23 protein-coding genes are annotated in these 22,020 nt (G+C 42.5%); 5 read left to right on the top strand and 18 right to left on the bottom strand.

Going from position 1 to position 22,020, the window contains the following annotated elements:
• Positions 1-15: 15 nt before the first annotated feature.
• The 8 genes from SFC25_RS14255 to SFC25_RS14220 all read right to left on the bottom strand — a co-directional run bounded on the left by SFC25_RS14255 (position 16) and on the right by SFC25_RS14220 (position 8,205).
• Positions 16-876: a GRP family sugar transporter gene (locus SFC25_RS14255; protein WP_411215924.1), complete on the bottom strand. Its 861-nt coding sequence runs from the start codon at positions 874-876 to the stop codon at positions 16-18.
• A 94-nt stretch (positions 877-970) separates the two neighbouring features.
• The gene (cydC, locus tag SFC25_RS14250; protein WP_411215923.1) at positions 971-2,704 is read right to left on the bottom strand and encodes a thiol reductant ABC exporter subunit CydC; all 1,734 of its coding nucleotides are present in this window, start codon (positions 2,702-2,704) and stop codon (positions 971-973) included.
• A complete protein-coding gene (gene cydD / locus SFC25_RS14245) occupies positions 2,691-4,412 on the bottom strand; it encodes a thiol reductant ABC exporter subunit CydD (protein WP_411215922.1) in 1,722 nt (573 codons plus the stop codon). The genes cydC and cydD overlap by 14 nt, the downstream gene beginning before the upstream one ends.
• Complete coding sequence (cydB, locus tag SFC25_RS14240; protein ID WP_411215921.1) at positions 4,412-5,428, bottom strand: cytochrome d ubiquinol oxidase subunit II; 1,017 nt, start codon at positions 5,426-5,428, stop codon at positions 4,412-4,414. Before cydB ends, cydD begins: the two co-directional genes overlap by 1 nt.
• A complete protein-coding gene (locus SFC25_RS14235) occupies positions 5,415-6,815 on the bottom strand; it encodes a cytochrome ubiquinol oxidase subunit I (protein WP_411215920.1) in 1,401 nt (466 codons plus the stop codon). The genes cydB and SFC25_RS14235 overlap by 14 nt, the downstream gene beginning before the upstream one ends.
• Positions 6,816-7,077: 262 nt before the next feature.
• Positions 7,078-7,548, bottom strand: a complete 471-nt coding sequence (locus SFC25_RS14230) for a GNAT family N-acetyltransferase (RefSeq protein WP_411215919.1) — start codon at positions 7,546-7,548, stop codon at positions 7,078-7,080.
• A gap of 12 nt (positions 7,549-7,560) precedes the next feature.
• Positions 7,561-7,743 carry a DUF4177 domain-containing protein gene (locus SFC25_RS14225; RefSeq protein ID WP_411215918.1) on the bottom strand — a complete coding sequence of 61 codons (183 nt, stop codon included), beginning with the start codon at positions 7,741-7,743 and terminating at the stop codon, positions 7,561-7,563.
• Positions 7,744-7,788: 45 nt separating this feature from the next.
• Positions 7,789-8,205, bottom strand: coding sequence for a GNAT family N-acetyltransferase (locus SFC25_RS14220; RefSeq protein ID WP_411215917.1), 417 nt, complete (start codon positions 8,203-8,205; stop codon positions 7,789-7,791).
• A 260-nt stretch (positions 8,206-8,465) separates the two neighbouring features.
• Between SFC25_RS14220 and SFC25_RS14215 the strand changes: the two genes are divergently transcribed.
• A complete protein-coding gene (locus SFC25_RS14215) occupies positions 8,466-8,963 on the top strand; it encodes a GNAT family N-acetyltransferase (RefSeq protein ID WP_411215916.1) in 498 nt (165 codons plus the stop codon).
• A 63-nt stretch (positions 8,964-9,026) separates the two neighbouring features.
• Here the strand turns inward: SFC25_RS14215 and SFC25_RS14210 are convergent, their stop codons facing one another.
• From SFC25_RS14210 to SFC25_RS14200, 3 genes are all read right to left on the bottom strand, one after another.
• Entirely contained in the window at positions 9,027-9,893 is an 867-nt protein-coding gene (locus tag SFC25_RS14210) for a GAF domain-containing protein (RefSeq protein ID WP_411216100.1), read from the bottom strand.
• Positions 9,894-10,036: 143 nt separating this feature from the next.
• Positions 10,037-10,177 (bottom strand): hypothetical protein, encoded by a 141-nt coding sequence (locus SFC25_RS14205; protein WP_411215915.1) that lies wholly within the window; start codon positions 10,175-10,177, stop codon positions 10,037-10,039.
• A gap of 118 nt (positions 10,178-10,295) precedes the next feature.
• Positions 10,296-11,294 (bottom strand): acrylyl-CoA reductase family protein, encoded by a 999-nt coding sequence (locus SFC25_RS14200; RefSeq protein WP_411215914.1) that lies wholly within the window; start codon positions 11,292-11,294, stop codon positions 10,296-10,298.
• A gap of 231 nt (positions 11,295-11,525) precedes the next feature.
• Between SFC25_RS14200 and SFC25_RS14195 the strand changes: the two genes are divergently transcribed.
• Together SFC25_RS14195 and SFC25_RS14190 are read left to right on the top strand one after the other, a co-directional pair.
• The gene (locus SFC25_RS14195) at positions 11,526-12,374 is read left to right on the top strand and encodes a YitT family protein (protein WP_411215913.1); all 849 of its coding nucleotides are present in this window, start codon (positions 11,526-11,528) and stop codon (positions 12,372-12,374) included.
• Positions 12,375-12,628: 254 nt separating this feature from the next.
• Entirely contained in the window at positions 12,629-13,639 is a 1,011-nt protein-coding gene (locus tag SFC25_RS14190) for an STAS domain-containing protein (protein ID WP_411215912.1), read from the top strand.
• 19 nt (positions 13,640-13,658) lie between these two features.
• Here SFC25_RS14190 and SFC25_RS14185 read toward each other — a convergent pair whose 3' ends face one another.
• The 4 genes from SFC25_RS14185 to celB all read right to left on the bottom strand — a co-directional run bounded on the left by SFC25_RS14185 (position 13,659) and on the right by celB (position 16,918).
• Positions 13,659-14,138, bottom strand: a complete 480-nt coding sequence (locus SFC25_RS14185) for a GNAT family N-acetyltransferase (protein ID WP_411215911.1) — start codon at positions 14,136-14,138, stop codon at positions 13,659-13,661.
• A 338-nt stretch (positions 14,139-14,476) separates the two neighbouring features.
• Positions 14,477-14,764 carry a hypothetical protein gene (locus SFC25_RS14180; RefSeq protein ID WP_411215910.1) on the bottom strand — a complete coding sequence of 96 codons (288 nt, stop codon included), beginning with the start codon at positions 14,762-14,764 and terminating at the stop codon, positions 14,477-14,479.
• 84 nt (positions 14,765-14,848) lie between these two features.
• Complete coding sequence (locus SFC25_RS14175) at positions 14,849-15,436, bottom strand: hypothetical protein (protein WP_411215909.1); 588 nt, start codon at positions 15,434-15,436, stop codon at positions 14,849-14,851.
• A 168-nt stretch (positions 15,437-15,604) separates the two neighbouring features.
• Complete coding sequence (celB, locus tag SFC25_RS14170) at positions 15,605-16,918, bottom strand: PTS cellobiose transporter subunit IIC (protein ID WP_411215908.1); 1,314 nt, start codon at positions 16,916-16,918, stop codon at positions 15,605-15,607.
• 203 nt (positions 16,919-17,121) lie between these two features.
• On the opposite strand from celB, the gene SFC25_RS14165 reads away from it, so the two are divergent.
• Entirely contained in the window at positions 17,122-17,949 is an 828-nt protein-coding gene (locus SFC25_RS14165) for a dihydrodipicolinate synthase family protein (protein ID WP_411215907.1), read from the top strand.
• A 61-nt stretch (positions 17,950-18,010) separates the two neighbouring features.
• Here the strand turns inward: SFC25_RS14165 and SFC25_RS14160 are convergent, their stop codons facing one another.
• Positions 18,011-18,181: a hypothetical protein gene (locus SFC25_RS14160; RefSeq protein WP_411215906.1), complete on the bottom strand. Its 171-nt coding sequence runs from the start codon at positions 18,179-18,181 to the stop codon at positions 18,011-18,013.
• A 149-nt stretch (positions 18,182-18,330) separates the two neighbouring features.
• Positions 18,331-20,511 carry an MMPL family transporter gene (locus tag SFC25_RS14155; RefSeq protein WP_411216099.1) on the bottom strand — a complete coding sequence of 727 codons (2,181 nt, stop codon included), beginning with the start codon at positions 20,509-20,511 and terminating at the stop codon, positions 18,331-18,333.
• Positions 20,512-20,734: 223 nt separating this feature from the next.
• On the opposite strand from SFC25_RS14155, the gene SFC25_RS14150 reads away from it, so the two are divergent.
• The gene (locus SFC25_RS14150; protein WP_411215905.1) at positions 20,735-21,277 is read left to right on the top strand and encodes a TetR/AcrR family transcriptional regulator; all 543 of its coding nucleotides are present in this window, start codon (positions 20,735-20,737) and stop codon (positions 21,275-21,277) included.
• Positions 21,278-21,440: 163 nt separating this feature from the next.
• On the opposite strand, the gene SFC25_RS14145 is transcribed toward SFC25_RS14150, so the two are convergent.
• The gene (locus SFC25_RS14145; protein WP_411215904.1) at positions 21,441-21,965 is read right to left on the bottom strand and encodes a hypothetical protein; all 525 of its coding nucleotides are present in this window, start codon (positions 21,963-21,965) and stop codon (positions 21,441-21,443) included.
• Positions 21,966-22,020: the final 55 nt, after the last annotated feature.

Below are 22,020 nucleotides of genomic sequence, written 5' to 3'. Positions count from 1 at the left end.
AGAAACGCTCCTTTATTATGATTTTGTATAGCCTAAAAGGAAACCTGCGATAACGATCAGAATGATTCCGATGCTGATGCTGATCAGCTGGCCTCTTGTTTTCTTCTCACCTAATATGAAGATACCGCCCAGAGTGGAAATGACGATTCCCATTTGAGATAAAGAAAAGCTAGTCGCAACGCCAACTCGCGGCTGCGAGATAAACAAAAACATATTCCCTGTTGCCCAAATCAAACCTGGAATGATGTTCTTTATGGTATAGAAATCATACGGTCTGTATTTCACTGTCAAAATAATTCCGCCTGCCACCATGCCGACAGCCTGAGGGAATAAAGCCGTCCATCCATCGACCCCGAATAGTCTGGCAATGACGACATAAACCAGATAACCGACTGTAGAAATAGCGATGAAAGTCAGGCCTTTTCGGAAAGCTCCCCGGCTTGCCTCGTCCTCTTGTTCTCCTTTAGCACGTTTAGAAGTGAGCATTGCACCTGCGATAATCAGCACTAATGCCAGAATTCCAAGAATGACCGATCTGGCTGTATTCCATTCGCCGAAAACAATCACACCAAATAGGGAAGTGGATACGAGCTGTGCGCCAGTTGAAATCGGCATTGTTCTCGATACGCCAATTGCATGAACACTTTTGAGCTGAAAGGTTTGACCAAGTGACCAGAACACCCCAGATAAAAATCCTATTAAAAAGATGAATCCCGTCAACTCCGGCCGCACGAAGAAATATAGTACAATCGAGAGCAGCAATGCACCGATAGTCGTACCGAGGATTTGGTGATAAGGGGTTCCGCCAAGCTTGACATTGAATAACACGATACTGCCCCAGAACAATGCAGGCAGGACGGCAAGAAGGATATCCATCACGTCACTCCATTTCAATTATGCGTTACCGGTAGTATGATGAGCTTTCTATCGATTTATGCATAAAAAAAATCCAAAGCGATATCGCTTTGGATCAAACGCGCTGGAATGCCGCCGGGCGGTCCAGTTCGTATAGTTTGCGGTAATGCGCTGATTCGTGCAGCAATTGTGCATGCGTTCCGCGCATTTTGATTTTTCCTTCTTCTAGGAAAATGATCTCATCCATCTGTTCCATTCCGACTAGATGGTGTGTCACCCACAGTAAGGATTTGCCGGTCAAACTATTAAAAATCGTATCCAGCAATTCACGTTCCGTGATCGGGTCAAGCCCTACAGTCGGCTCATCCAGCATGACAATCGGTGTATCTTGGAGCAGCACCCGCGCCAGCGCAATACGCTGACGTTCGCCGCCTGAAAATCGCTGCCCGGTTTCCTGCATGGATGTCTGATACCCTTCAGGCTGACTGGCTACTAAATCATGCAGTTTGACTTGTTTCATAACAGCTTTCACTTGTGCTTCCGTTGCTGTTTCATTTGCCAAAAGCAGGTTATTGGCAACACTAGTATAGAAAAGATATGGATTTTGATTCAATACAGAAACGAGCTTTGTCATATACGGGCGAATGGCAGATGCTTCATATCCATTGATGCGGACAGATCCGAAATCCGGCACAAGCATCCCTTGCAGAAGCTTGAGCAAGGTAGATTTACCCGCACCACTCTTTCCGATAATGGCAATCTTCTTACCTTGCGTCAGTTCGAGTGATAAGTTCTTGATGACACTGTCCTGTTCCTCATACCCAAAATCTACTCTATCCACCGTCAACTGAGCATTCTCAAACGAACCTTGATAGGATACAGCTTCTACAGTTGTTTCCTGATCTGATTCCAGCTCAGTGACCCGATTGAGTGACTCCTCATACCGAGGATATTTTTCCACTGCATTTGAAACGGGTAAAATCGCTTCTGATAATGGAATGATGACAAGCACAAAAGCAGCAATGAAGACATCCGCTATTCTGCCATCCACAAACAGACTTGCTCCAAAAGCAAGCATTGTGACAAGCATCGCTGCAACAACAACCTGTCCGATGAATTCCCGATAATAGGACCAGTTCTTCGACCGTTTATCAGCTTTGTCCTGTGTTTCCTGACGCTGGAAGAAGTGACTGAAGAAATGCTGTTTTTGTCCGCTCAGCAGCCAGTCATGGATACCAAGGAAACCATCTGTCACATATTGATAAAGCTGATCTTTATCCTTCTTGTAAGTCTGATTGGCTGCACGCATGTGCAGAAGCGAGAAGATCGGCATAACGACAACCAGCACAAAGAAGTAAATCGCCATGAGCAAAGCAAATCCAACACTGAAGTATCCGAGTGCACAAATACTGATCACATATAAAAGAACAGCAGATGCAGTAGGCAGAATTGTTCGCAGGTACAAATCCTGCAGACTTTCAATATCCTCTGCCAATATACCGAGCACCTCTCCGGTTTTCATCGACTTGCTTGTTGCTGCCTTCGGCTCAACCAGATGATAAAGCCTGGTCCGCATCTTTGCCAGCACACGGAGAATGAAATCATGACTCACCAGTCGTTCGGAATAGCGGAAAACAGAACGTCCAAGTCCGAATGCCCGAACGAGCACAATCGGTACATACACAAGCAGGATATTCTCAGGACGAAGTGAAGATTTAGAAATCAAAAAGCCAGATGTGAACATCAATGCCGCAGCTGATCCAACCGTCAGCATACTAAGCAGCAGAATGGTCAGCATGCGATATTTATATTGTTTAACATACGGCATGATCCAGTCACGATGCTTCATGATTATCCCCCATTTGTGCTTCCAGCAAACGGACATATAAGCCGCGGTTTGCCATTAATTGTTCATGCGTGCCACACTCTGCAATTCTGCCGTTATCCATGACAACAATAAGATCCATTTCCTGCATCCAATGAAGTCGATGGGATGCGAAGAACAACAGTTTATTTGCAGCAAGCTCCTCGATTACTTCTTTCAATTCATATTCTGTTTCAATATCAAGCTGCGCTGTCGGTTCATCCAGCAGCACAATCGAACGGTCACTTAAGAATGCCCGCGCCAACACAACACGCTGCGCCTGACCGCCGCTTAAGCTGCGGGCTCCTTCTCCAATCAAGGTGTCGGATCCTTCAGGCAGCTTATCGACAACTTCTCTGAGACCTGCATAATCAATCGCTTCTTCCACTCGATCATCTGATGCTTCCGGCGCATAAAATCTTACGTTGTCTTTGATGCTGCCTTGGAATATGAATGGGTGCTGCGGAATGTATGCAGTCTGTTTCTGCCATACTTCAGCTGTGAAATCCACAGGCTTCCCGTCCAATTCCATTTGGCCTGAAACAGGATCAATAAAACCACTGAGCAGGTCAACAAAAGTAGACTTGCCAGCACCGCTCGCTCCGATCAAGCCAACCTTCTGATTCCCTTTGATTCTAAGATTTATATCTGACAAAGCAGGACGATCATTGTCGTACGTAACTGTTACATCGTTCAAGATAAGCTCACTATCTTCTCTCCACGTACCTGCTTCATTTCCTTGATGCTTCTCTTTAGCGAGTTTGATAACAGCAAGCATCTGATCACCGGCATCTTTACCATCCAATGTAGCATGATAATCATTCCCCACCTCACGGATCGGGAGGAAATATTCCGGTGCCAACAGCAGGATCATCAAAGCAGGTTCAAGCAAAAGTGTGCCATCAATCAACCGCAGACCGAGTGTTACAGCCACAAAAGCAATCGCAAGCTGCGTGAAGAGGTCCAGCGCAAACGAGGAAAGGAATGCAATCCGCAATGTACCTAAGGTAGATTTGCGATATTGCCCGCTTACTTTCTCAATCGTTTCGCCATGTTCTTTGCTTCGGCCGAGGAACTTCAAAGTTTCCAATCCTCTTAGCGAATCAACAAAATGATTGGAAAGCATACGGTATGCCTTCCATTGACTGTCCATTTTCTTCTGTGCAGCCAATCCCAGCAGAATCATGAAAGCAATCAATATTGGAATGGTAACCAACAAGATAACTGCAGAGATATCATCGTGCATCCAAATATAAATTAGTACCAGCCATGGCGTGATCATATTGGAAACAAGCTTCGGCAGGAACAGCTCCAGATAGTCCCGCAGCTTACCTGCTCCCTCCAGCAAAAAGGTAACCAGATTGCCGGTTCCTTCCTGTCTGGTGTAGCGTGGTCCCAGCTTGAATACACTTTCCAAAAATGCTTTTCGCATATCCTCGACCGTTGCTTCTGCGAAGCGGAAACATATTTTTTTTATGATGAGCTGCAAAAGCTGCCTAGCAAGAAAGGCTGCTATAAAGCAGCCTATCAGTGGTATTTGGGAAGCAAAGCTTTCCCCATGGAATAGAAGCGTGATGGCCTCCGCCAGCCATTTCGCTTGAAAGATAATGGCCACAGCTTGCAGCAGCGTCAATGCGGATAGCCCTAGCAGCACCGTTTTTATTCCTTTATAAGCCATTAAATTTCTGCCCATTAGTATTCCATATGCTCCTTATGATCTACACGTTTACGGAAAACGTAGTAGCTCCAAATTTGATAGCCTAACACGAATGGAAGCAAAGCCAAACTGATATAGGTCATGACTTTCAAAGAATAATCCCCTGATGATGCAGACTGTACAGTCATGCTGTATGCTTCACTGATGGAACTGATCATTACCCGTGGGAACAGACCAATAAACACAGAAGCAATCAGCAGGATCATGATCAAACCAGACATCAGGAATGCCCATCCATCACGTTTCCGTGTGATGAAGTAGCCAGATGCGATATAAACCAGAATACCGACCATGAATAGATACTCTAAAATATTGCCATGAACACTGAACATATCTGTTTTAAAGAATGTCATCCCGAGAAATGCAATTAATAAAATGGCATTGATCGGCAGCAAGTTTTTCGCTGCACGACGGCAGCGTTCACGTAATGTGTCCATCAAACGTAGCGTACCAAAGATAAGACCATGCCATACGCAAAGCATTGTCAATGTCACACCGCCAAGTACTGTGTATAAGTTGACGACATCGGACACGCCAGCATGCATGTGCATATTCTCATCAATCGGTACACCTTGGATCAAGGCAGTGAACATGATACCGAAAGTCAGCGGCGGAATGATACTGCCGAAGAGAATCACCCAATCCCACGTTTTGCGCCACGTCGGGTGTTCTGCTTTACCGCGGAACTCGAATGCTACCCCCCGGCCGATCAGACCGAACAAAATGAAAGCAAAGCAAAGATAAAAACCGCTCAGCATGGACGCATACCAGTTAGGAAAGGCTGCGAACATCGCACCAATAGCTGTGATCAGCCATACTTCATTCGCATCCCAATATGGGCCGATTGAATTGATGAATGCGCGTTTTTCCAAATCATCTTTAGCTACAAATTTACTTGCAATCCCGACGCCGAAGTCGAAGCCTTCCAGGAAGAAGAAGCCAACGAACAAAACAGCGACCAGGATGAACCAGAATTCATTAAGAGAAAGCATGTTGACCCTCCTTCGTGAATGGATCTGCGATTGGTTCTGTTTCTTCTATATCATGCTCTGGTCCTTTTTTGATCTCACGGACGAACAATGTAATCATGACCGCGAATAGAATCAAATACAGGGCCGAGAATGTGATAAGGGAGAAAAGAACTTCTCCTGCTGTGACACCAGCACTGACCGCATCCTCTGTTTTCATATAACCGAACACAACCCAAGGCTGACGACCTATCTCAGTCATGATCCAACCGGCAGAGTTGCCGATGAACGGGAAGCTGATTGCAACGATCATGATGCGCAAATACCATTTACTATTCACAAGTTTCTTACGTGCATAAAGATAAGCACCCCAGATGGATAAAGCAAGAACTGCTCCGCCTAATACCGTCATGACACGGAAACTCCAGAATGTGGTCTTAACGGGCGGAATGTAATTGCCTGGACCATATAGCTCTGTATAACGTTCCTGCAACGAATTCATACCTTCAACGGAACCGCTGAACTCACCGTAGGATAAGAAACTTAACACATAAGGGATTTTTAGTTCTCCCGTGTTTTCTTTCGCTTCTGTATCGATATTGGCGAATACTGTCCAAGGGGCAGGGTCGGCACTATCTTCCCATAGACCTTCACTGGCAGCCATTTTCATTGGCTGTGTTTCAACTAAATATAATGCTTGCTCGTGACCAGATAATGCGATACCGATACCGCTGATCAAAGCGACGACAATAGCAATTTTAAAAGAACCTTTATAGAAAGCTACATGTTTCTTGCGCAGGAGCGCAATAGCACTGATACCTACGATAAATAATGCACCAGTCGCAAACGAACCGAAGACTGTGTGCGGGAATTCTACCCAAAGCTGACCATTTGTCAGTATTGCCAAGAAGTCGTTCATTTCAAGTCTGCCATTTTGCAGTACTTCTCCGACTGGATGCTGCATGAATGAGTTCGCAGACAGAATAAAGAATGCGGAGAAAATCGTACCTAGCGACACTAGCCAAATACATAATGCATGCACCCATTTCGGCAAGCGATCCCATCCGAAAATCCATAAGCCAAGGAAAGTGGACTCCATGAAGAATGCAAGCAACGCTTCTATAGCAAGCGGTGCACCAAAAACGTCCCCTACAAAACGGGAGTATTCCGACCAGTTCATTCCAAATTGGAATTCTTGTAATATACCGGTGACAACACCGACTGCAAAGTTGATTAGGAATAAATGTCCCCAGAACTTCGCCATTTTTTTATATTTATCATCTTTTTTGACAACATACATCGTTTCCATGATTGCAATGATGAATGCCAATCCTATACTTAACGGAACGAATAGGAAGTGGAACAACGTCGTTGATGCAAACTGGATACGCGAAAGCTCTACAACATCCATTTTGCCGCCTTCTTTCTTTTCATAATTTTTATCGAAACTTTGTGAAGTTAGTCACAAGGTTCTGTTACATTTAGTATACTCCTGCTTTCCCATTTGGCATTGTGAAATATTGAACAATTTGTGGCGTAATCGTCACAGCTTTGTTAACAAACAAAAAAATCCCTTAAGCAAGGGATTTTCAAGTAGGTAATATGAATTTATTTTGACATTAAATTGTGCACTGCTTCTTCATTTATTCGGCTGTATTGCTGTACCTTCAATATTATAAATCCTTGATATACCACACATCACAAGCATAGTGCTCCGTTTCACTTAGAGGCTTGTCCAAGCGTTGAAACCCTTGCTTCAGATAAAAACGATTTGCAGCGGACATATTACTCAGTGTCTCCAAGTAGCAGCGGCTGTAGTGCCGTCCAGCAAAAGCAAGTGCTGTTTGAAGTAAATCTTGGGCAACACCCGTTCCGCGTGTATCCTTGGCTGCATACATTTTCTGGAGCTCACAAACTCCCGGAAATCCTTCTACAGGACCAATTCCACAGCCGGCCACAATCGTTCCCTCCTCCTCTACAACCCAATATTTCGAGCCCGGCTGCTGGTACAAAGAATAGAAACGACCAAGCTCCGGATCACTCCAAGCTGTCCCAGGCTTATCAGCACCAAACTCCTTTAAGCATGTACGAATCAGCTGCTCAACTGGCTGATTGTCTTTTTCTTCTATTTCCCTAATTCGCATATTTCCCACCTCTTACGCTTCTCTTTCAAAAATCAGCTCGATACTTAGTGCCATCCCGTCATGGCCTGGAATCGGGTTCATACTATGTAAGCGCCAGCCTTTTCGAGCGTATTCCTGCACAACTTCCCGATAGTCCGTTTTCATCTTGCCAGAAAAAGCCTTCATCTCAATTGTTTCAAATGCGTATGTCACCATTTCTGTTCCCCCCTCATCCTTCTTACGTAAACAAGCTGTAAATTTCTACAGCCTTTTGACTAAATAATATTGGGTATGTCCAATCGGATGATCCTCTACTTTCCCGAACACCGTATAACCATGTTTCTCATAGAAAGCAGGAGCCTGGAAACTAAAGCTATCCAATTTGATAAGCCTTGCACCTTTTTGTTTGGCAAAATTCTCAGCTTCAGCCAGCAGCTTTGCCCCGAGGCCTTCCTTTCGCTTTGTTTCCTCTACCCAAAGAAAATCAATGTGCATATGATGCCAGAAAAGAGTACATGTAATTCCGCCTATTATGCTGTCTGCTTCGTCCCGAACCGTAAACGCAGCAGTTTCCTTAGGTGACTTTGCTTCGTCTGGCAGCTTTTCAACATTGTATGCAATCAGTCTTTCCCGGATATATTCGCTTGCTTCGGCATCATTTTCCTGTATTATCTTCATTCTTGCTTCCTCCCCTCCTTAAAGTGATATACCAGCGTCTTCTTCATTTAATTCTTCTCTCCTTATTTTACCATTACCTATTGGATTGTATAGAGAATACTAGGAATACAAAATTACATGAATCTCGGTAATTTACCTTGCGCCTGCATTTCCCATCTGTTAAAAATCCCTATGAAAAATCATGCTGTTTCATTAGGAGATGACTTAACGCCTGAATCTTTAGTAATATATTGGTAATGACGAGAAATGAGGAGATTCCTTTGGTTATTAGAGAGATAAGAGTTGAAGATGCAGAAACGTTTATACATCTAGTAAAAGAAGTGGAGAGCAAATCCGATTTTATGCTCATGGAAGCCAGCGAAAGAAAAACGACCTCTGACCAACAACGAAAACAACTAGAACGGTTTGAACAACAAAACAATTCAACTATATTTGTAGCCGAAGAAAAAGGTAAACTAGTTGGGTATGTAATAGCAATAGGCGGTACGGTTAAAAGAACAAAACATTCCGCTTATCTTGTGATAGGCATCTTGCAAGAATATAGAGCAAAAGGAATAGGCACCCAATTGTTTGATAACGTGACGAACTGGGCTCCAAAACATAACATTTCAAGGTTAGAATTAACCGTTGTAACAGAAAACAAAGCTGGAGTTGCATTATATAAGAAAAGTGGATTTGATATAGAAGGGACGAGAAGGAATTCGCTCATTATTAACGGCAGGAGCTATGATGAGTATTGTATGTCAAAGCTATTGTAGAATCCTGAATATAAAAAAGAGCTTGAGGCATGAGTCTCAAGCTCTTTTTTTGTTCCATACAGATTATAAACTGTCACGCTTCTCCAATTTCAATCCGATCTTATTCAAAGCACGCTCCAAATTAGCTTCAATCATTATATCTTTCAGTTCCATCTGCAGAGATAAAGCTTTTAATGCTAAATCTGGATGAAATCCGGTCAGAATTGGTTTTACTCCGATAAGCTTCAGTAAAGTAGCTATCTTTAGTAAGGAATTACTAACAACATGGTCAATTTGAGAGATGCCCGATAAGTCGATGACAAGATAATCTAAATTCAGGTCCAGACTTTTCTGCAACGATAGCTGAATGATTTTTTCAGCTCTATCCTCATTGATGAACCCGATAATTGGAAGCACTGCTACTCCAGAAGTAATTGGAACAAATGGTGCCGATAAATTTTGTATTTGCTTATTGGCGTTATCTAGCTCAAGCACAAACGTCAAAAGTGATGCCATGGTTTCGAATAAACGGATATGCTCCTGCGTAAACGGAAACGATTTGGAATCAAGCCCGCAAATGGTTCCATAATTTTCTCCGTTCTCAAAATAAATAGGAATTCCGATAAAGCTGCCGCCAGCAAGGTTCTTTGCAACATCGAGTGATTGAGAGAGTTCGCTCTTCGCCAAGTCAGGGATAATCAGTATCTCTCTCCCATGATCCACACTTAGCTTGCATAATGTCTCATTAAAAGGAAGCTTCTCTCCTTCTTGAAGGAGCTTTTCCTTCTGATTGACTACTTTGATTATCTCATTATGAACGTTATCATTTTTTGCAATGAACAACGTATTAATTCTCACGAATTCACTGATAATATTCAGCACGCCTTGTGCTGCCTCATCGAAATTCTTAAAGGCATTTACACTTTTGGTCATCTCTGCAACTGTTTTCATTTCCAATTACCTTTCTCCTTAACATAATACAATTATCATACCTTTACCCTAAATAAATTATGTTATAACACATTTAATAAAGAAAAGTTAGTAAAATTTTCACATAAAAAAAGTGCGCTGAATAATCAGCGCACTTTACACATTTAGTTAGCTTTTCTATATGTTTCTGTCTGAGTTTCCGTTACATTAGCAAATTGCTCTGCGTCCTGCTTGACCATTTTCATCCAAGTTGCAAAACAGCCAACAACACAAGCTACCGCGAACACAATTAAAAGATAAATCATTTTTGTGCACCTCACATAGTCATTTGATTATGATTATGCCATGGTTAGGCGCAGAGGAAAACAATTTGTGACGACGTTCACAAACAGTTCATATTTCACTGACACATTAATGTCACATTCATTCGCCGATACGGACAAGATATCTGCCGCGGGCATGGCCATGCAATAATTTAGGCAATGCTTCCGGCAATTGTTCCAGTGACAATTCTTCTATAACAAAGCGTTCCAAGTCTCCTGGATTGAAAGCAGTAGCCAGCTGAAGCCACACTTTATCACGAGTTGGTTTCGGACAATAAACGGAGTCGATTCCAAGTAGGTTGATTCCGCGAAGTATGAATGGGAAAACAGAAGTCGGCACTTTGCCGCCAGCAGTTAAACCACTCACTGCGGCCGACCCATTATACTTAAGCTGGCTTAGGACCGATGCAAGGGGCTCCCCGCCGACCGGATCGACTGCCGCTGCCCATCTCTGACTTGCAATCTGCTTAAGGTTGCCGTCATACACCTCGTCGCGCGAAATGATATGAGTAGCTCCAAGCTCTTTAAGGTATGCATGTTCCTCTTGTTTACCTGTACTTGCTTCCACTTCGAAGCCAAGCTTGTACAAAATAGCTACCGCAAAGCTTCCGACTCCTCCAGTTGCACCGGTAACAAGCACTGGACCGTTCTCTTTATTCAGTCCATTTTCCAACAGACGCTGGACCGAAAGTGCCGCTGTAAATCCGGCTGTACCGATGATCATTGCCTCTCTTGTGGTCATTCCTTCCGGCACAGGCACGATATAATCGGCTGGCACACGTGCGTATTCGCTGTATCCGCCATGACGAGAAACGCCTATTTCATAACTAGTGGCAATCACGTGGTCACCCGGCTGGAATCGCTCATCCTCGGAAGATACGACTTCTCCAGCCAAATCTATTCCAGGAACGATTGGGTAAGACTTCACAACGTTTCCATCTGGTATCGTTGCCAAACTGTCTTTGTAGTTCACACCTGAATAGTGCACCTTGATCAGTACTTCCCCCGCCGGTAATTGGTCAACTGTCATTTCTTCTACCTGTACGGAGAAATCTTCTCCTTGTTTATTTGCAATCAATGCTTTGAATGTATCTTTCATGTGCATACCCTCCTACTATATCCATACTAGTCTTTTTCATAATCAGACACAATTTATGCGCATTTTGCTGAGGAATTCAATTTCTGTATGATAGTACCCTTTCTACCACTTTTACAAAACCGGAGATAATCCTTCAAAATATTGTCAAGTAATATGGTAAGCTATATTGCAGTGTGTTATAATCTCGTGGTCTATCAGAGAAGAAACAACATTTTTAAAGGAGGTTATCAGATGAAACAGATAAAGCAGCACTTCTTCAAAGACCTGGTATTCCTCATTGCTGGATCCTTTCTATTCGCCCTGGCAGTGAATATTTTCGCCATTCCAAGTGAATTGGGAGAAGGCGGCGTAACAGGTGTCACTATTATTTTATTTTATGCTCTTGGGTGGGCCCCAAGTATTATGAACCTAATCTTAAATGGACTTTTGCTTATTATAGGATATCGTTTTTTAGACAAACAGACTGTTTTTTATACTATTATCGTCGTCATACTGAATTCTTTTTTCCTTCATATAACAGAGAGCTGGGAGATAGCTTCTGATCAAGTACTAGTAAACGCTGTCTTTGGAGGTTTGTTCGCTGGTGTCGGCATTGGCCTTGTACTTAAGGTAGGCGGCACGACAGCAGGTACGGCAATTCTGGCACGGCTTGCGAATAAATACCTCGATTGGAATACAAGCTTCGCCCTGCTTTTCTTTGATTTAATCGTTGTGGCAGCTTCCTGGTTCATCATTGGCACGGAGAAACTTTTAATTACTGTCATCATGTTATATATCGCAACGAAGGTGATGGAGTTTGTCATTGAAGGATTAAATCCGAAGAAAGCCGTCTTCATCATCTCAAACCAAAAGGATACGATTGCCAAGACAATCTCTACACAGCTTGACAGAGGTGTCACACTGCTGGAAGGACGAGGATACTATACACAGAACCAGAAGGAGATTCTGTATGTAGTCATAAATAAGCAAGAATTGCTTCCTTTGAAGAAGATAGTCCGCTCTATCGATACAAAAGCATTCATTACGTTATACGATGTGCGCGATGTTTTCGGCGAAGGATTTATGGATATTACGAAATAAGACAAAAGTGTACCCCTCTTGGTGCGCTTTTGTCTTATTCTTCCTCAAGGGTTGTATAGTTTTAACATATTGAATTGTTTGGATTGCAATCCAGCATCAATTTCTAATGTGTGCTATGGTTGGTATAATGCACCGTTTTAGAGAAATGATAGTATAAGAATAGCTGACACACTGCAAAGAACTAGCATTGTATCCAGATAAAATTTATAATGATACGTGGACGATAAAACGCACGAAAAAGGAGTACGGAACCATTGGAAAAGATAGAAATTGGCGGCCTCCAGTTTGGATGGGAACTGGATAAAGGCAGATTCATATATGAAGAGCAGGATTCAGTCCTTTTTTGGATTTCCAGTGCTATGCGTGAATTCTTTGACACGATAGAGGAGATTTCAGGAGAAGAGGTTTCCAATCTTGTTTTCGAAACAACAGGATATCGGCAAGGCCTTGTTGTAGGGGAATATTTCCAAAACAAACCTGACGTTGGCATCCACAAAGCTGCTGAACTAATAACAAACACATATGCTTCTGCAGGCTGGGGAAGGACCACCATCAAGGATCTTGATCCAGAAAAACACACACTGACAGCTGAACTAATCGACAGCTGGGAACATAAAATTAACATTGCACAAGGAAAAACGGAAGGCGGCTGCTTCTTACCAGCGCATTACGCAGGTATCTTCAGCGGTATGTTCGGAACAAATGTATGGTACAAGGTGGAGCATTATCAATTGGAAGGCTATGAGAGCACCATCATCCATTACTTCCCTTCAGATATTACTGTTTCGGAGAATATCCACCAGTTAGCCCGAAAGAAAGAATCACAGAAAATCATGGAACTGGAAGCAACAGTTGAGGATAAGACCAGGGAATTGAAAAAACTGGTACGTGATTTATCTTCACCGATTATTCCTGTACTTGATCATGTCGTTGTTGTTCCTTTGATCGGTAAATATGATGAAGAGCGATCAGAGGAGCTGCTATTTAAGACATTGGAGAATTTACCAGCATATAAAGCACGATACTTGCTGCTCGATTTAACTGGATTGGATAAGGACGTCAGCCAATATACAGCAAATCTTATCAGCAAGGTTGGATCAGCTTCATCGCTTATAGGTACACAGACATTATTAGTCGGTATTTCACCAGAGCTTGGCTTACAAATTACCAACTCTGGCATCTCGCTTGAAGCATTCGATTGTTTTCAGACATTGCAGCATGGCATTTATTATGCGCTTGGGCAAATGGGTAAACAAATCATCTAAAGGTAATACACCTCTCCATTTAGCTGGAGAGGTTTTTTATTTCCAGCACCATCCTGATAAATGGGTATACTGAACCGTTTGTCTGCTGGTCAAAACTTTCTGTATGTCGGAAGCCAATTCGTTCGTATAACGTAATTGCCCGCTTATTGAAAGCAGCTACAGCAAGTGAAATTCTTTCTGGATGATAGGCTCCTATGATGTAATGAACGAGATAGGACACAAATTTCTGACCGAGACCCTTCCCAGTCAGATCAGGACGCATGCCAAGCCCTATTTCCGCTTCCTCTTCTTCTAACTGGATACTGCAAAAGCCAATGACCTCTTCCCTCTGCATCACCACAAAAACCTTTCCTTCCCTTGCTTTAAAATCGAGGAATTCAGCCATGTCTTCTTCATCTTGATCCATATCATAAAAAGCATAGATGCCTTCGTATCTCCATGTGTTCGCAATCAATTCAGCCTGTGTCTGCATCATTGGTACAATCTGATACATAGTCATTTTCTCTGCCTCCTGGACGCTTGCCATTCTGCCATATAAGCCTGCTGCCGTCTACGGTTATATGTCCTAAATAATAGATAAACAGAGGTAATAACACTTATAACAATCAGAAGGATAAGCGCAATAATCGCAACGGTGTAAAAGGATAATGCTGTCATAAAATTCTCCCTCTTCTTTATTAACTCTATTATAAATAGAAAACAAATGGAAAACCATGAACTTATGCAACTACTACAAATTAATGTGACTGACTCCAGGACATATATTGAAAGTTCGTATACCACTAACAGAAAAAAGCACACAAAAAAACCGGCTATGCTTTCATAGCCGGTTTTTTATCATTTGTTCACTTTATCTTCCGCTTCCTTAATTTCTTCTTCAGTCGGCGTGATTGTATTAGCCACCCATTCTTCTCGATAAGCATGATCTAAAGCAGTCAAGCCTTTTTCTGTATCATCTGTTTTTGCATCAGGACTTGGCAGCTTGTCCTCTCGCTCCTTATCTTGCAAATTCGATCCAGTCACGTCTGGACCATCCTTCTTGCGTTTCAAATAAGAAAAGGTTCCTGCTGCTGCGGCTACTGCGACTGTTCCTCCTGCGATCCATCCAATATTCGTTTTCTTCATTTTGTTACTTCCCTCCACTCATTTGTGTTGATTCAGTAACTCTCTGATTATATATTCCTTGTTTACGCTTTCTTCAAACTAGTATTAAGCTTCTTGTTTCAGTTCGAACTCTACGAGATTTTCTCCAAGGACGCTGAGTGTGATGTGGTTGTCACTCATATTGATATAGCCATATTTGGAGCTGGAGGTATCTGTAATGCTTTGTCTGAGATTCCCCGGCACCTTTCGCTCCCCATTTTTATAGCATGTATAGATGTGATCGATCGTCACATCCGGTATATGCAGGACATTCTTCAAATAGTAGACTGCCACTGTATTGAATTTGATATTGGAATTCACTTCATATCGCTCAAGGAAATCACGGAATGGTTCCACGCCGCTTTTGCCTAGTAAGTCAAGGTCTTTCACCATGCTATAGGAGTCTTTATTCCGGCGGATCGGACGCTTCTTGATTGACTGGACTCGATTGGAGTCGACGACTGAAATGTGCTGCACTGTTTCTGGTTCTGGCTCCTCCGTTGCTGCTGCCGCCTCATAGCTATAACCCTGCTCACCAAGATAGCTCTTTACCATTATGTCGAAAACCTTGCCTTGCAGATTTTCCGGAAACTTCTGTATCACTGTCGAAATGCGTTCCATTTCTGCTACTAATGCCTCGTACGACGTCGTCATAATTCCCCTCCCATAGCTTTTTCTATTTGTTTCTCGATTGTTTATGCTATTTCCTGCAAAGATTTCAATTTTTCTATATTGAAAGATTGCCTACGTAACCATTCCACTATCCTTATCTTTTCACACCTTCTTCAGATTATAGCATTTCTATGTAGAAAGAAGAGCAGATTACTGCTCTTCTCCCCCTCCAGCTTCTTCCTTTGCTTTTTGTTTATCCCACAATCGGAAAAATGGATAATATATCAGAAATGACAGGATGATTATGACAATCTGCAAAATTGCTCCCGATATACTTCCTGTGATTAAATACCCCTGTAAAATAGGCGGCATCGTCCACGGAGGCACAATACCGATTGGCTTTGCAACGATTCCCCAATCCATAGCCAGATACGTCATCAAAACCGAGATGAGAGGTGTCAATATGAAGGGCACGATCAAGAGCGGATTCATGACGATAGGCATCCCGAATAATACCGGTTCATTGATATTGAATATACCTGGCCCGATACTCAGCCTCCCCAGCTGCTTCATCTGCTGGCTTTTTGCGAACAAAAGCATTGCCAGTACAAGACCGAGCGTTGTTCCTGAGCCTCCGATAAAGACTATGTCATTGATTTCGTTTGTTACGATATGCTGCACAGGTTCGCCAAGTTCAAAGGATTTAGCATTCTCTGCTGTCAACGTCAGCCAAATTGGCCCTGTCACTGCTCCGACAATTGTTGCTCCGTGCAAGCCAGTACTCCAAAGCAATGTAATCAACAAGAAAATGATCATGGTACCAGCAAGACTTGTTCCAATAGATGTGAGCGGCTTTTGCAGCAGCACGGTGATGACGTTATGGATACTGCCGAAGGAACCTACGTTTTCAACCAGTAATCGGATGACCCAAATAGCAATGATCGCGAAAAATCCTGGTATCAAAGCTGTAAACGAACGCGCGACTGCAGGAGGTACACCATCTGGCAGCTTAATCACCAGATTGCGCTGTACGATCAATCGATAAATTTCTGTACATAGCAGGGCGATCAGCATCCCAACGAAAAGCCCTTTGCTTGTGAACATCGCTGTTTGATAAGCAGTTTCAGTGATATCTACGCCTTCTGGTGTCTTGCCGATTATATACGTTACATATGGTGTTCCAACAAAATAAGCTGATAAAGATACAGCGCCAGCCGCGAGCGGGTCCACTTTATATGACTCAGCTAAACGATAACCAATCCCGAAAACGGCAATTAAGGTCATCAATTCAAACGTGCCTCGATATGGGTACAATAAGCTTTCCTTAAGCTGTGGTCGTTCAGCAAGGAAATCCATATATGACTGGATTGGGAAATTGGCAAGAATTAAAAAGAAAGAACCGATAATGATAAGCGGCATCGATAAAATAAGTCCATCACGGAGTGCATTTAAATGTCGCTGCTGCGCTACCTTCGCAGCGACAGGCATTACCTTCTCCTCCAGGAACTGATTCACTTTACTCATGACTGTACCTCCTCAGCGATTTACAGCAGTTTATGTAAACGCTTTCAATTTGATGAAGTTTTTTCTGCCCAATTATCTTCTATACAAATCATGACGTACTAAGGTATCGTGAGTACTACATACACTTTTTGCCTTTTAGAGCAACAGATAATAGTAAAGCTTCCTGTATTGAGGAGGGAGCTTTATCCGAAGGAGTTAAGAACATGTTGAAAGAAATTTATCACATTGCTGTACCTACAGCTTTTAAAGCCGACGAAACACTCGATACAGAACACACTTTAAGTCACATAAGACAACTATATGGTCAAGGTATTCGCTCTGTACTGATTTGCGGATCTACAGGTGAACAGCATAGTCTTGACTTGAATGAAAAAATTGAGCTTTTAAAAGCAATAGAAAAAGAAGGGTTGCTCGTAAAGGAAATGGAGATTATCTTCGGTGTGTCCGCCATCAGACAATTTGAAGCGGAAGCACTTGCATCTGAAATCAGAAAAACTAATATTGCTGCAATTCTTTTAGGCTATCCACCCTACCTCATACCAACTCAAAAGGAGGCGCTCTCATATTCAAAGAGTATTGTTTCTTTAGCCGGGAAACCAGTGATCTTATACAATAACCCGGCTCGCACAGGCTTTGATTTATCAGTGGAAAGTGTACTGGAACTTGCGAGATTAGATTCGGTTATTGGCTTAAAAGAAGCAGGAGATCCTAGCAAAGCTACCGATATATTGAGAAATCTATCAGAAGTTCCATTTTATCTTTATGCTGGTGGAGAGAAAGACTTAATGCGGAAAATCTCATATGGCTTTTCACGTTTATCATCTATTGCTGGTAATTTAGCTCCTATTAAGATTCGATCATGGTTCGAAAGTCTGCTATCTGGAAATAAGTTAGAGCAAAAGGAACTGGACAGCGTTTCTGCCGTCATAGAATTGATCTCCAAAGGCTCGCCACTTGTTAACTTAAAAAGGGAATTGAATAATCAGGGTGCTGAATTAGGTAAATGCAGAAGACCTCTAGGGCATAGTTAAATTCAAAGAAATAGGACCGTTCAAAACCTTGCATGAACGGTCCTATTTCTTATCCTTGTGTTTAGTTTAATAGCTTTGGTTTATCTATTAGCTGCTGCAGTATTCCTTGCATGATTTTATTGATTTTCGTATTCACTTCATCCAGACCGAATTTGTACACGGCTGTAAATCTTGTAAGTTCTGTTTTCAATACTTTAAGCTGTGTTATATTTTCATGTGTCAGTGACTGCATATTAGCGTTCCTTTCTACTTGCTGCACAGATTGGGCGTAGTTTCTTCCCTGCCCTACTTCATTTTAACAGGATTTTCTCCATACATATTAAGAACAGTGTCCATTATAAGAAAAGAGACGTTCTACATGAGAACGCCTCTCCCTTTATACTAGCTTGATTTTCTTTCTTTTTCTTTCTCGTGAAGGAGTGCTTCTCCTTCTATGTCAATGTTCGGCAAAATTTTATCGAGCCATTTCGGCATATACCATGCCGCATTGCCCATCAAGGACATAACAGCTGGCACAATTGTCATCCGAACAACGAAGGCATCGAACAGAACACCAAATGTCAGCGCCATGCCGATTGATTTGATCATCGCATCAGGAGTTACCATGAAGCCGACGAATACTGACATCATAATCAAACCTGCTGCCACGACAACTTTACCGCTATCGCGCATACCAGCTAGTATGGCTTCCTTCGGATCACGAGTTTGGGAGTATACCTCCCGCATCCGGCTTACGAGGAATACTTCATAGTCCATCGCCAAACCAAATAGGATGCCGATAGCAATAATTGGAAGAAATGCGAGTATTGGACTTTCTCCTGGGAAGCCAAACAAATTGATCATGTTCCCGTCCTGCACAACAAATGTAACAAATCCTAATGTTGCTCCAATAGAAAGCAGGAAACCTAAAACTGCTTTAAGCGGCAGTAGGATCGATCTGAATACCAATACAAGCAGTACATATGCAAGACCTACGATCAGTAATGCGAAGATTGGCAATGCATCATTCAGTTTCTGCGCTATATCAATGTTGACGGAAGCAGTACCTGTAACGAGCAATTCCATATCTTCATTGGACAAGTCTCTGATTTCATTTACAATATCTTTTGTTTCCTGATCATTAGGTCCAGTTTCCGGTGTCACACTGATGATAAAAACATCACCAGCTTCATTCGGCATCGCTGGAGTAACGGTTTTTACATCATCCAATTCACTGATATCCTGGCTGACAGCTTGTAAATCCTGCTGCACTTCCTCCGCATTTTCGTCTGCATCAATTTTGGCTGCTACGATTAAGGTAGAATGGAAGCCTTCGCCATATGCATCCGCCAATATATCATACGCTTTGCGTTCTGTAGTATCTTCTTGTTTTGCAGTTCCATCGTCTGGCAAACCTAGATTCATATGAGTGAATGGGATAGCAATAACCAAAAGGATTGCTACAGCAAGGAATGTAACAAGCAATGGCCGTCTCGTAACAAATTTACCCCACTTATTGCTGCCAGGCCTGCTTTCTGTCGTCCGCGTGATTTTCTTCAGGAATCGATTTCCTTTAGAAGGAGCAATTCGGTGACCAAGCATGCCAAGGATTGCAGGCAGTACCGTAATCGATACTACTACAGACAAAAAGATACTGATGGAAGCCGCTACTCCCATTACAGTCAAGAATGGAATTCCTGTTACAGCAAGGCCCAACAGACCGATAATAACTGTCAATCCTGCGAATACAACGGCACTGCCGGAAGTACCTATAGCAATCGCCACTGACTCTTTGACAGAATTACCCTCATCCAGCTGCTGTCTGAATCGAGTCATGATGAATAAAGCGTAATCTATTCCTACCGCAATACCGAGCATCGCTGCCAACGTCAGCGAGACATTCTGCATTTCAAAGAAGTTGGAACCGATCACGATTGTCAGCAAGCTTATTCCCAATCCAATCAATGCTGATAGAATTGGCATACCTGCTGCTAGGAAACTAGTAAACGTCACTGCCAACACAAGGAAGGCAACAATGATCCCAACAATCTCGCCTGCACCTAAATGCATACCGGAGAATTCTACGTCCCCAGTCAATTCTGTCTGGATTCCCGCTTCGCGAGTCTCTTCGACTTTCTCCGTCACATTATCGATCGACTCTTGCGTTACTTCTGCTGCCTCATCCTTGAAAATAACAGTACCGTAACCGACCGTTCTATCTTCATTCAAATTCTGAAGCTGAACTGGTGTTGCTACGGAGACAACGTCCGAATCATCTTCTTGAATACTGTTCAGCATATCTGTAATAACTTTATTGGATTCCTCGGAATCGAGTGTCTCACCATCCGAGGCCTTGAATACAACCTGTACTTGTGCTCCCGCTGCCGAATCAGGGAATGCATCCTTCAGCAAATCATTGGCTTCTTCCGCGGGTGTATTCGGAATACTCAAATCCTCATTAAATGCCGTTCCCAAGCTAACTGTTACGATAGCTAAGGCGATAAGAAGTGCCAAAGCTCCGAATACAACGCTTTTTTTATAGTTTACTGCCCATTTCCCTAACCTATATAGAAGTTTTGCTATTGTAATCTCCTCCAGTGTCTTCTGCTGCATACAAACATGTTAGTAGTAAGGATGCTGTGTTCAAAGCACGTTTGACTCTGCTTACACATTCGGATAAACTTGCTTCATCATTAACACTAACGTTTGTATTTACATTTGTAAGTATACTAACGTATCAATATCTTTCAATAATTATGTGATAATTTGAGCATAAAACGAACAGAACGAAGGGAAGTGTTAGTTTTTGAGGAAATCCAGACAGGATAGCTTATACTCGCAGCAATATATCATGGAAGCTTTGAATCAATTACTGGAAGAAAACGATCTTGAAGATATCACGATAACGGAGATTTGTAAGAAAGCGGGAGTTGCCCGGGTTACGTTTTACAAGTACTATCACACAATTTATGATGTGATGAATGCATCTGTAGAAGTAAGTATCAAGCGTGCTATAGAGCAGCTCTCTAACATAAACACAACAGATAATATACAGGATGTCATTGCAGACATTACTGCTGGAATAGCTGCCAATCCGACTTCCCTTCAGCGTCAGATAAACGCTAATACGCATGGGGTAATTCTTGATTATTTCATACATGCAATCAGTCGCCTTTCGCAAGCAGATACCGTCTTCAGTAAAAAGCTGAACCACGCAGAGGTATTATTCATAGCAGGCGGCATGTTCAGTATCATCATCCAGTGGTTCAAGAATGACTTGCAAGAGTCTCCTCAGTCCGTCGCGGCAATGATCATAGATTCCCTTCCTAGTTCAGCTCTAAAGAAGTGAATGCCGAAAAAGAGAAAGGCTGATGCTCTTTCTCTTTATTAGTATATTACAGAAATCTTTTAAAGCAGATGGAACAGATGAATCCAGGCCATAGAAGCATTATCTGCACATTTATTAAATGTAGATACAATGAACGTAATTCTAAATAAAATGTAATTCTCTATCAACGTTGTATCACAACATACTGCCGATCACACCATCTGAATTTCCGAGCCAGATCAGCTATCTGATTTTCTCTGCTTATCGGAAAAGACGCTCCTCCGGAAATGTATAGACCAGCAGTCAAATGAATCACAGTATCACACACTGTAAGGCGGTCAGCATCTTCTTCCCCATCCAAGCAAGTATATAGCTCTACGTTCTCTCCATAACCCAGTTGCTCTTCTACAAAGCGGAAAAGAGCTTCATAAGAAAGCCTTTCGTCAGCACATTCCAATTCATACACAAATTTATTGGTAACATGCGGTATGACAAGTTCCTTTTGACGTTCTATCGTTATACCAAGACAATCATCTTTTGTCTTATATATAAGCCAGTATTTCTGTCCCTTCCACTCATGCATCTGTCTAAAATAGACTTTTCTCAGCTCATTTTCATCTATTTGTTCAGCAAGAATCCACAACGGATTGCTCCCATAATCACCTTGCTTGAGTCTTTTATTAGCGGCTAAATAATGCTTTTCTGTCATGTCATCCACCTGCTCCCTCGTTCATCTAGCACCTAGTTACAAGAAACATGTTATA

This window comes from Terribacillus saccharophilus (assembly GCF_046592595.1).
In the GTDB taxonomy this organism is placed as follows: Bacteria; Bacillota; Bacilli; order Bacillales; family Amphibacillaceae; genus Terribacillus; species Terribacillus saccharophilus_C.
This window is presented reverse-complemented; position numbering and strand designations above follow the sequence as displayed.

Excerpts from the sequence above, each read along its gene's own strand:
- SFC25_RS14255 (WP_411215924.1), bottom strand. The coding sequence starts at position 876 with ATGGATATCCTTCTTGCCGTCCTGCCTGCATTGTTCTGGGGCAGTATC.
- cydC (WP_411215923.1), bottom strand. The coding sequence starts at position 2,704 with ATGAAGCATCGTGACTGGATCATGCCGTATGTTAAACAATATAAATAT.
- cydD (WP_411215922.1), bottom strand. The coding sequence starts at position 4,412 with ATGGGCAGAAATTTAATGGCTTATAAAGGAATAAAAACGGTGCTGCTA.
- cydB (WP_411215921.1), bottom strand. The coding sequence starts at position 5,428 with ATGCTTTCTCTTAATGAATTCTGGTTCATCCTGGTCGCTGTTTTGTTC.
- SFC25_RS14235 (WP_411215920.1), bottom strand. The coding sequence starts at position 6,815 with ATGGATGTTGTAGAGCTTTCGCGTATCCAGTTTGCATCAACGACGTTG.
- SFC25_RS14230 (WP_411215919.1), bottom strand. The coding sequence starts at position 7,548 with ATGCGAATTAGGGAAATAGAAGAAAAAGACAATCAGCCAGTTGAGCAG.
- SFC25_RS14225 (WP_411215918.1), bottom strand. The coding sequence starts at position 7,743 with ATGGTGACATACGCATTTGAAACAATTGAGATGAAGGCTTTTTCTGGC.
- SFC25_RS14220 (WP_411215917.1), bottom strand. The coding sequence starts at position 8,205 with ATGAAGATAATACAGGAAAATGATGCCGAAGCAAGCGAATATATCCGG.
- SFC25_RS14210 (WP_411216100.1), bottom strand. The coding sequence starts at position 9,893 with ATGAAAACAGTTGCAGAGATGACCAAAAGTGTAAATGCCTTTAAGAAT.
- SFC25_RS14205 (WP_411215915.1), bottom strand. The coding sequence starts at position 10,177 with ATGATTTATCTTTTAATTGTGTTCGCGGTAGCTTGTGTTGTTGGCTGT.
- SFC25_RS14200 (WP_411215914.1), bottom strand. The coding sequence starts at position 11,294 with ATGAAAGATACATTCAAAGCATTGATTGCAAATAAACAAGGAGAAGAT.
- SFC25_RS14195 (WP_411215913.1), top strand. The coding sequence starts at position 11,526 with ATGAAACAGATAAAGCAGCACTTCTTCAAAGACCTGGTATTCCTCATT.
- SFC25_RS14185 (WP_411215911.1), bottom strand. The coding sequence starts at position 14,138 with ATGACTATGTATCAGATTGTACCAATGATGCAGACACAGGCTGAATTG.
- SFC25_RS14180 (WP_411215910.1), bottom strand. The coding sequence starts at position 14,764 with ATGAAGAAAACGAATATTGGATGGATCGCAGGAGGAACAGTCGCAGTA.
- SFC25_RS14175 (WP_411215909.1), bottom strand. The coding sequence starts at position 15,436 with ATGACGACGTCGTACGAGGCATTAGTAGCAGAAATGGAACGCATTTCG.
- celB (WP_411215908.1), bottom strand. The coding sequence starts at position 16,918 with ATGAGTAAAGTGAATCAGTTCCTGGAGGAGAAGGTAATGCCTGTCGCT.
- SFC25_RS14165 (WP_411215907.1), top strand. The coding sequence starts at position 17,122 with ATGTTGAAAGAAATTTATCACATTGCTGTACCTACAGCTTTTAAAGCC.
- SFC25_RS14160 (WP_411215906.1), bottom strand. The coding sequence starts at position 18,181 with ATGCAGTCACTGACACATGAAAATATAACACAGCTTAAAGTATTGAAA.
- SFC25_RS14145 (WP_411215904.1), bottom strand. The coding sequence starts at position 21,965 with ATGACAGAAAAGCATTATTTAGCCGCTAATAAAAGACTCAAGCAAGGT.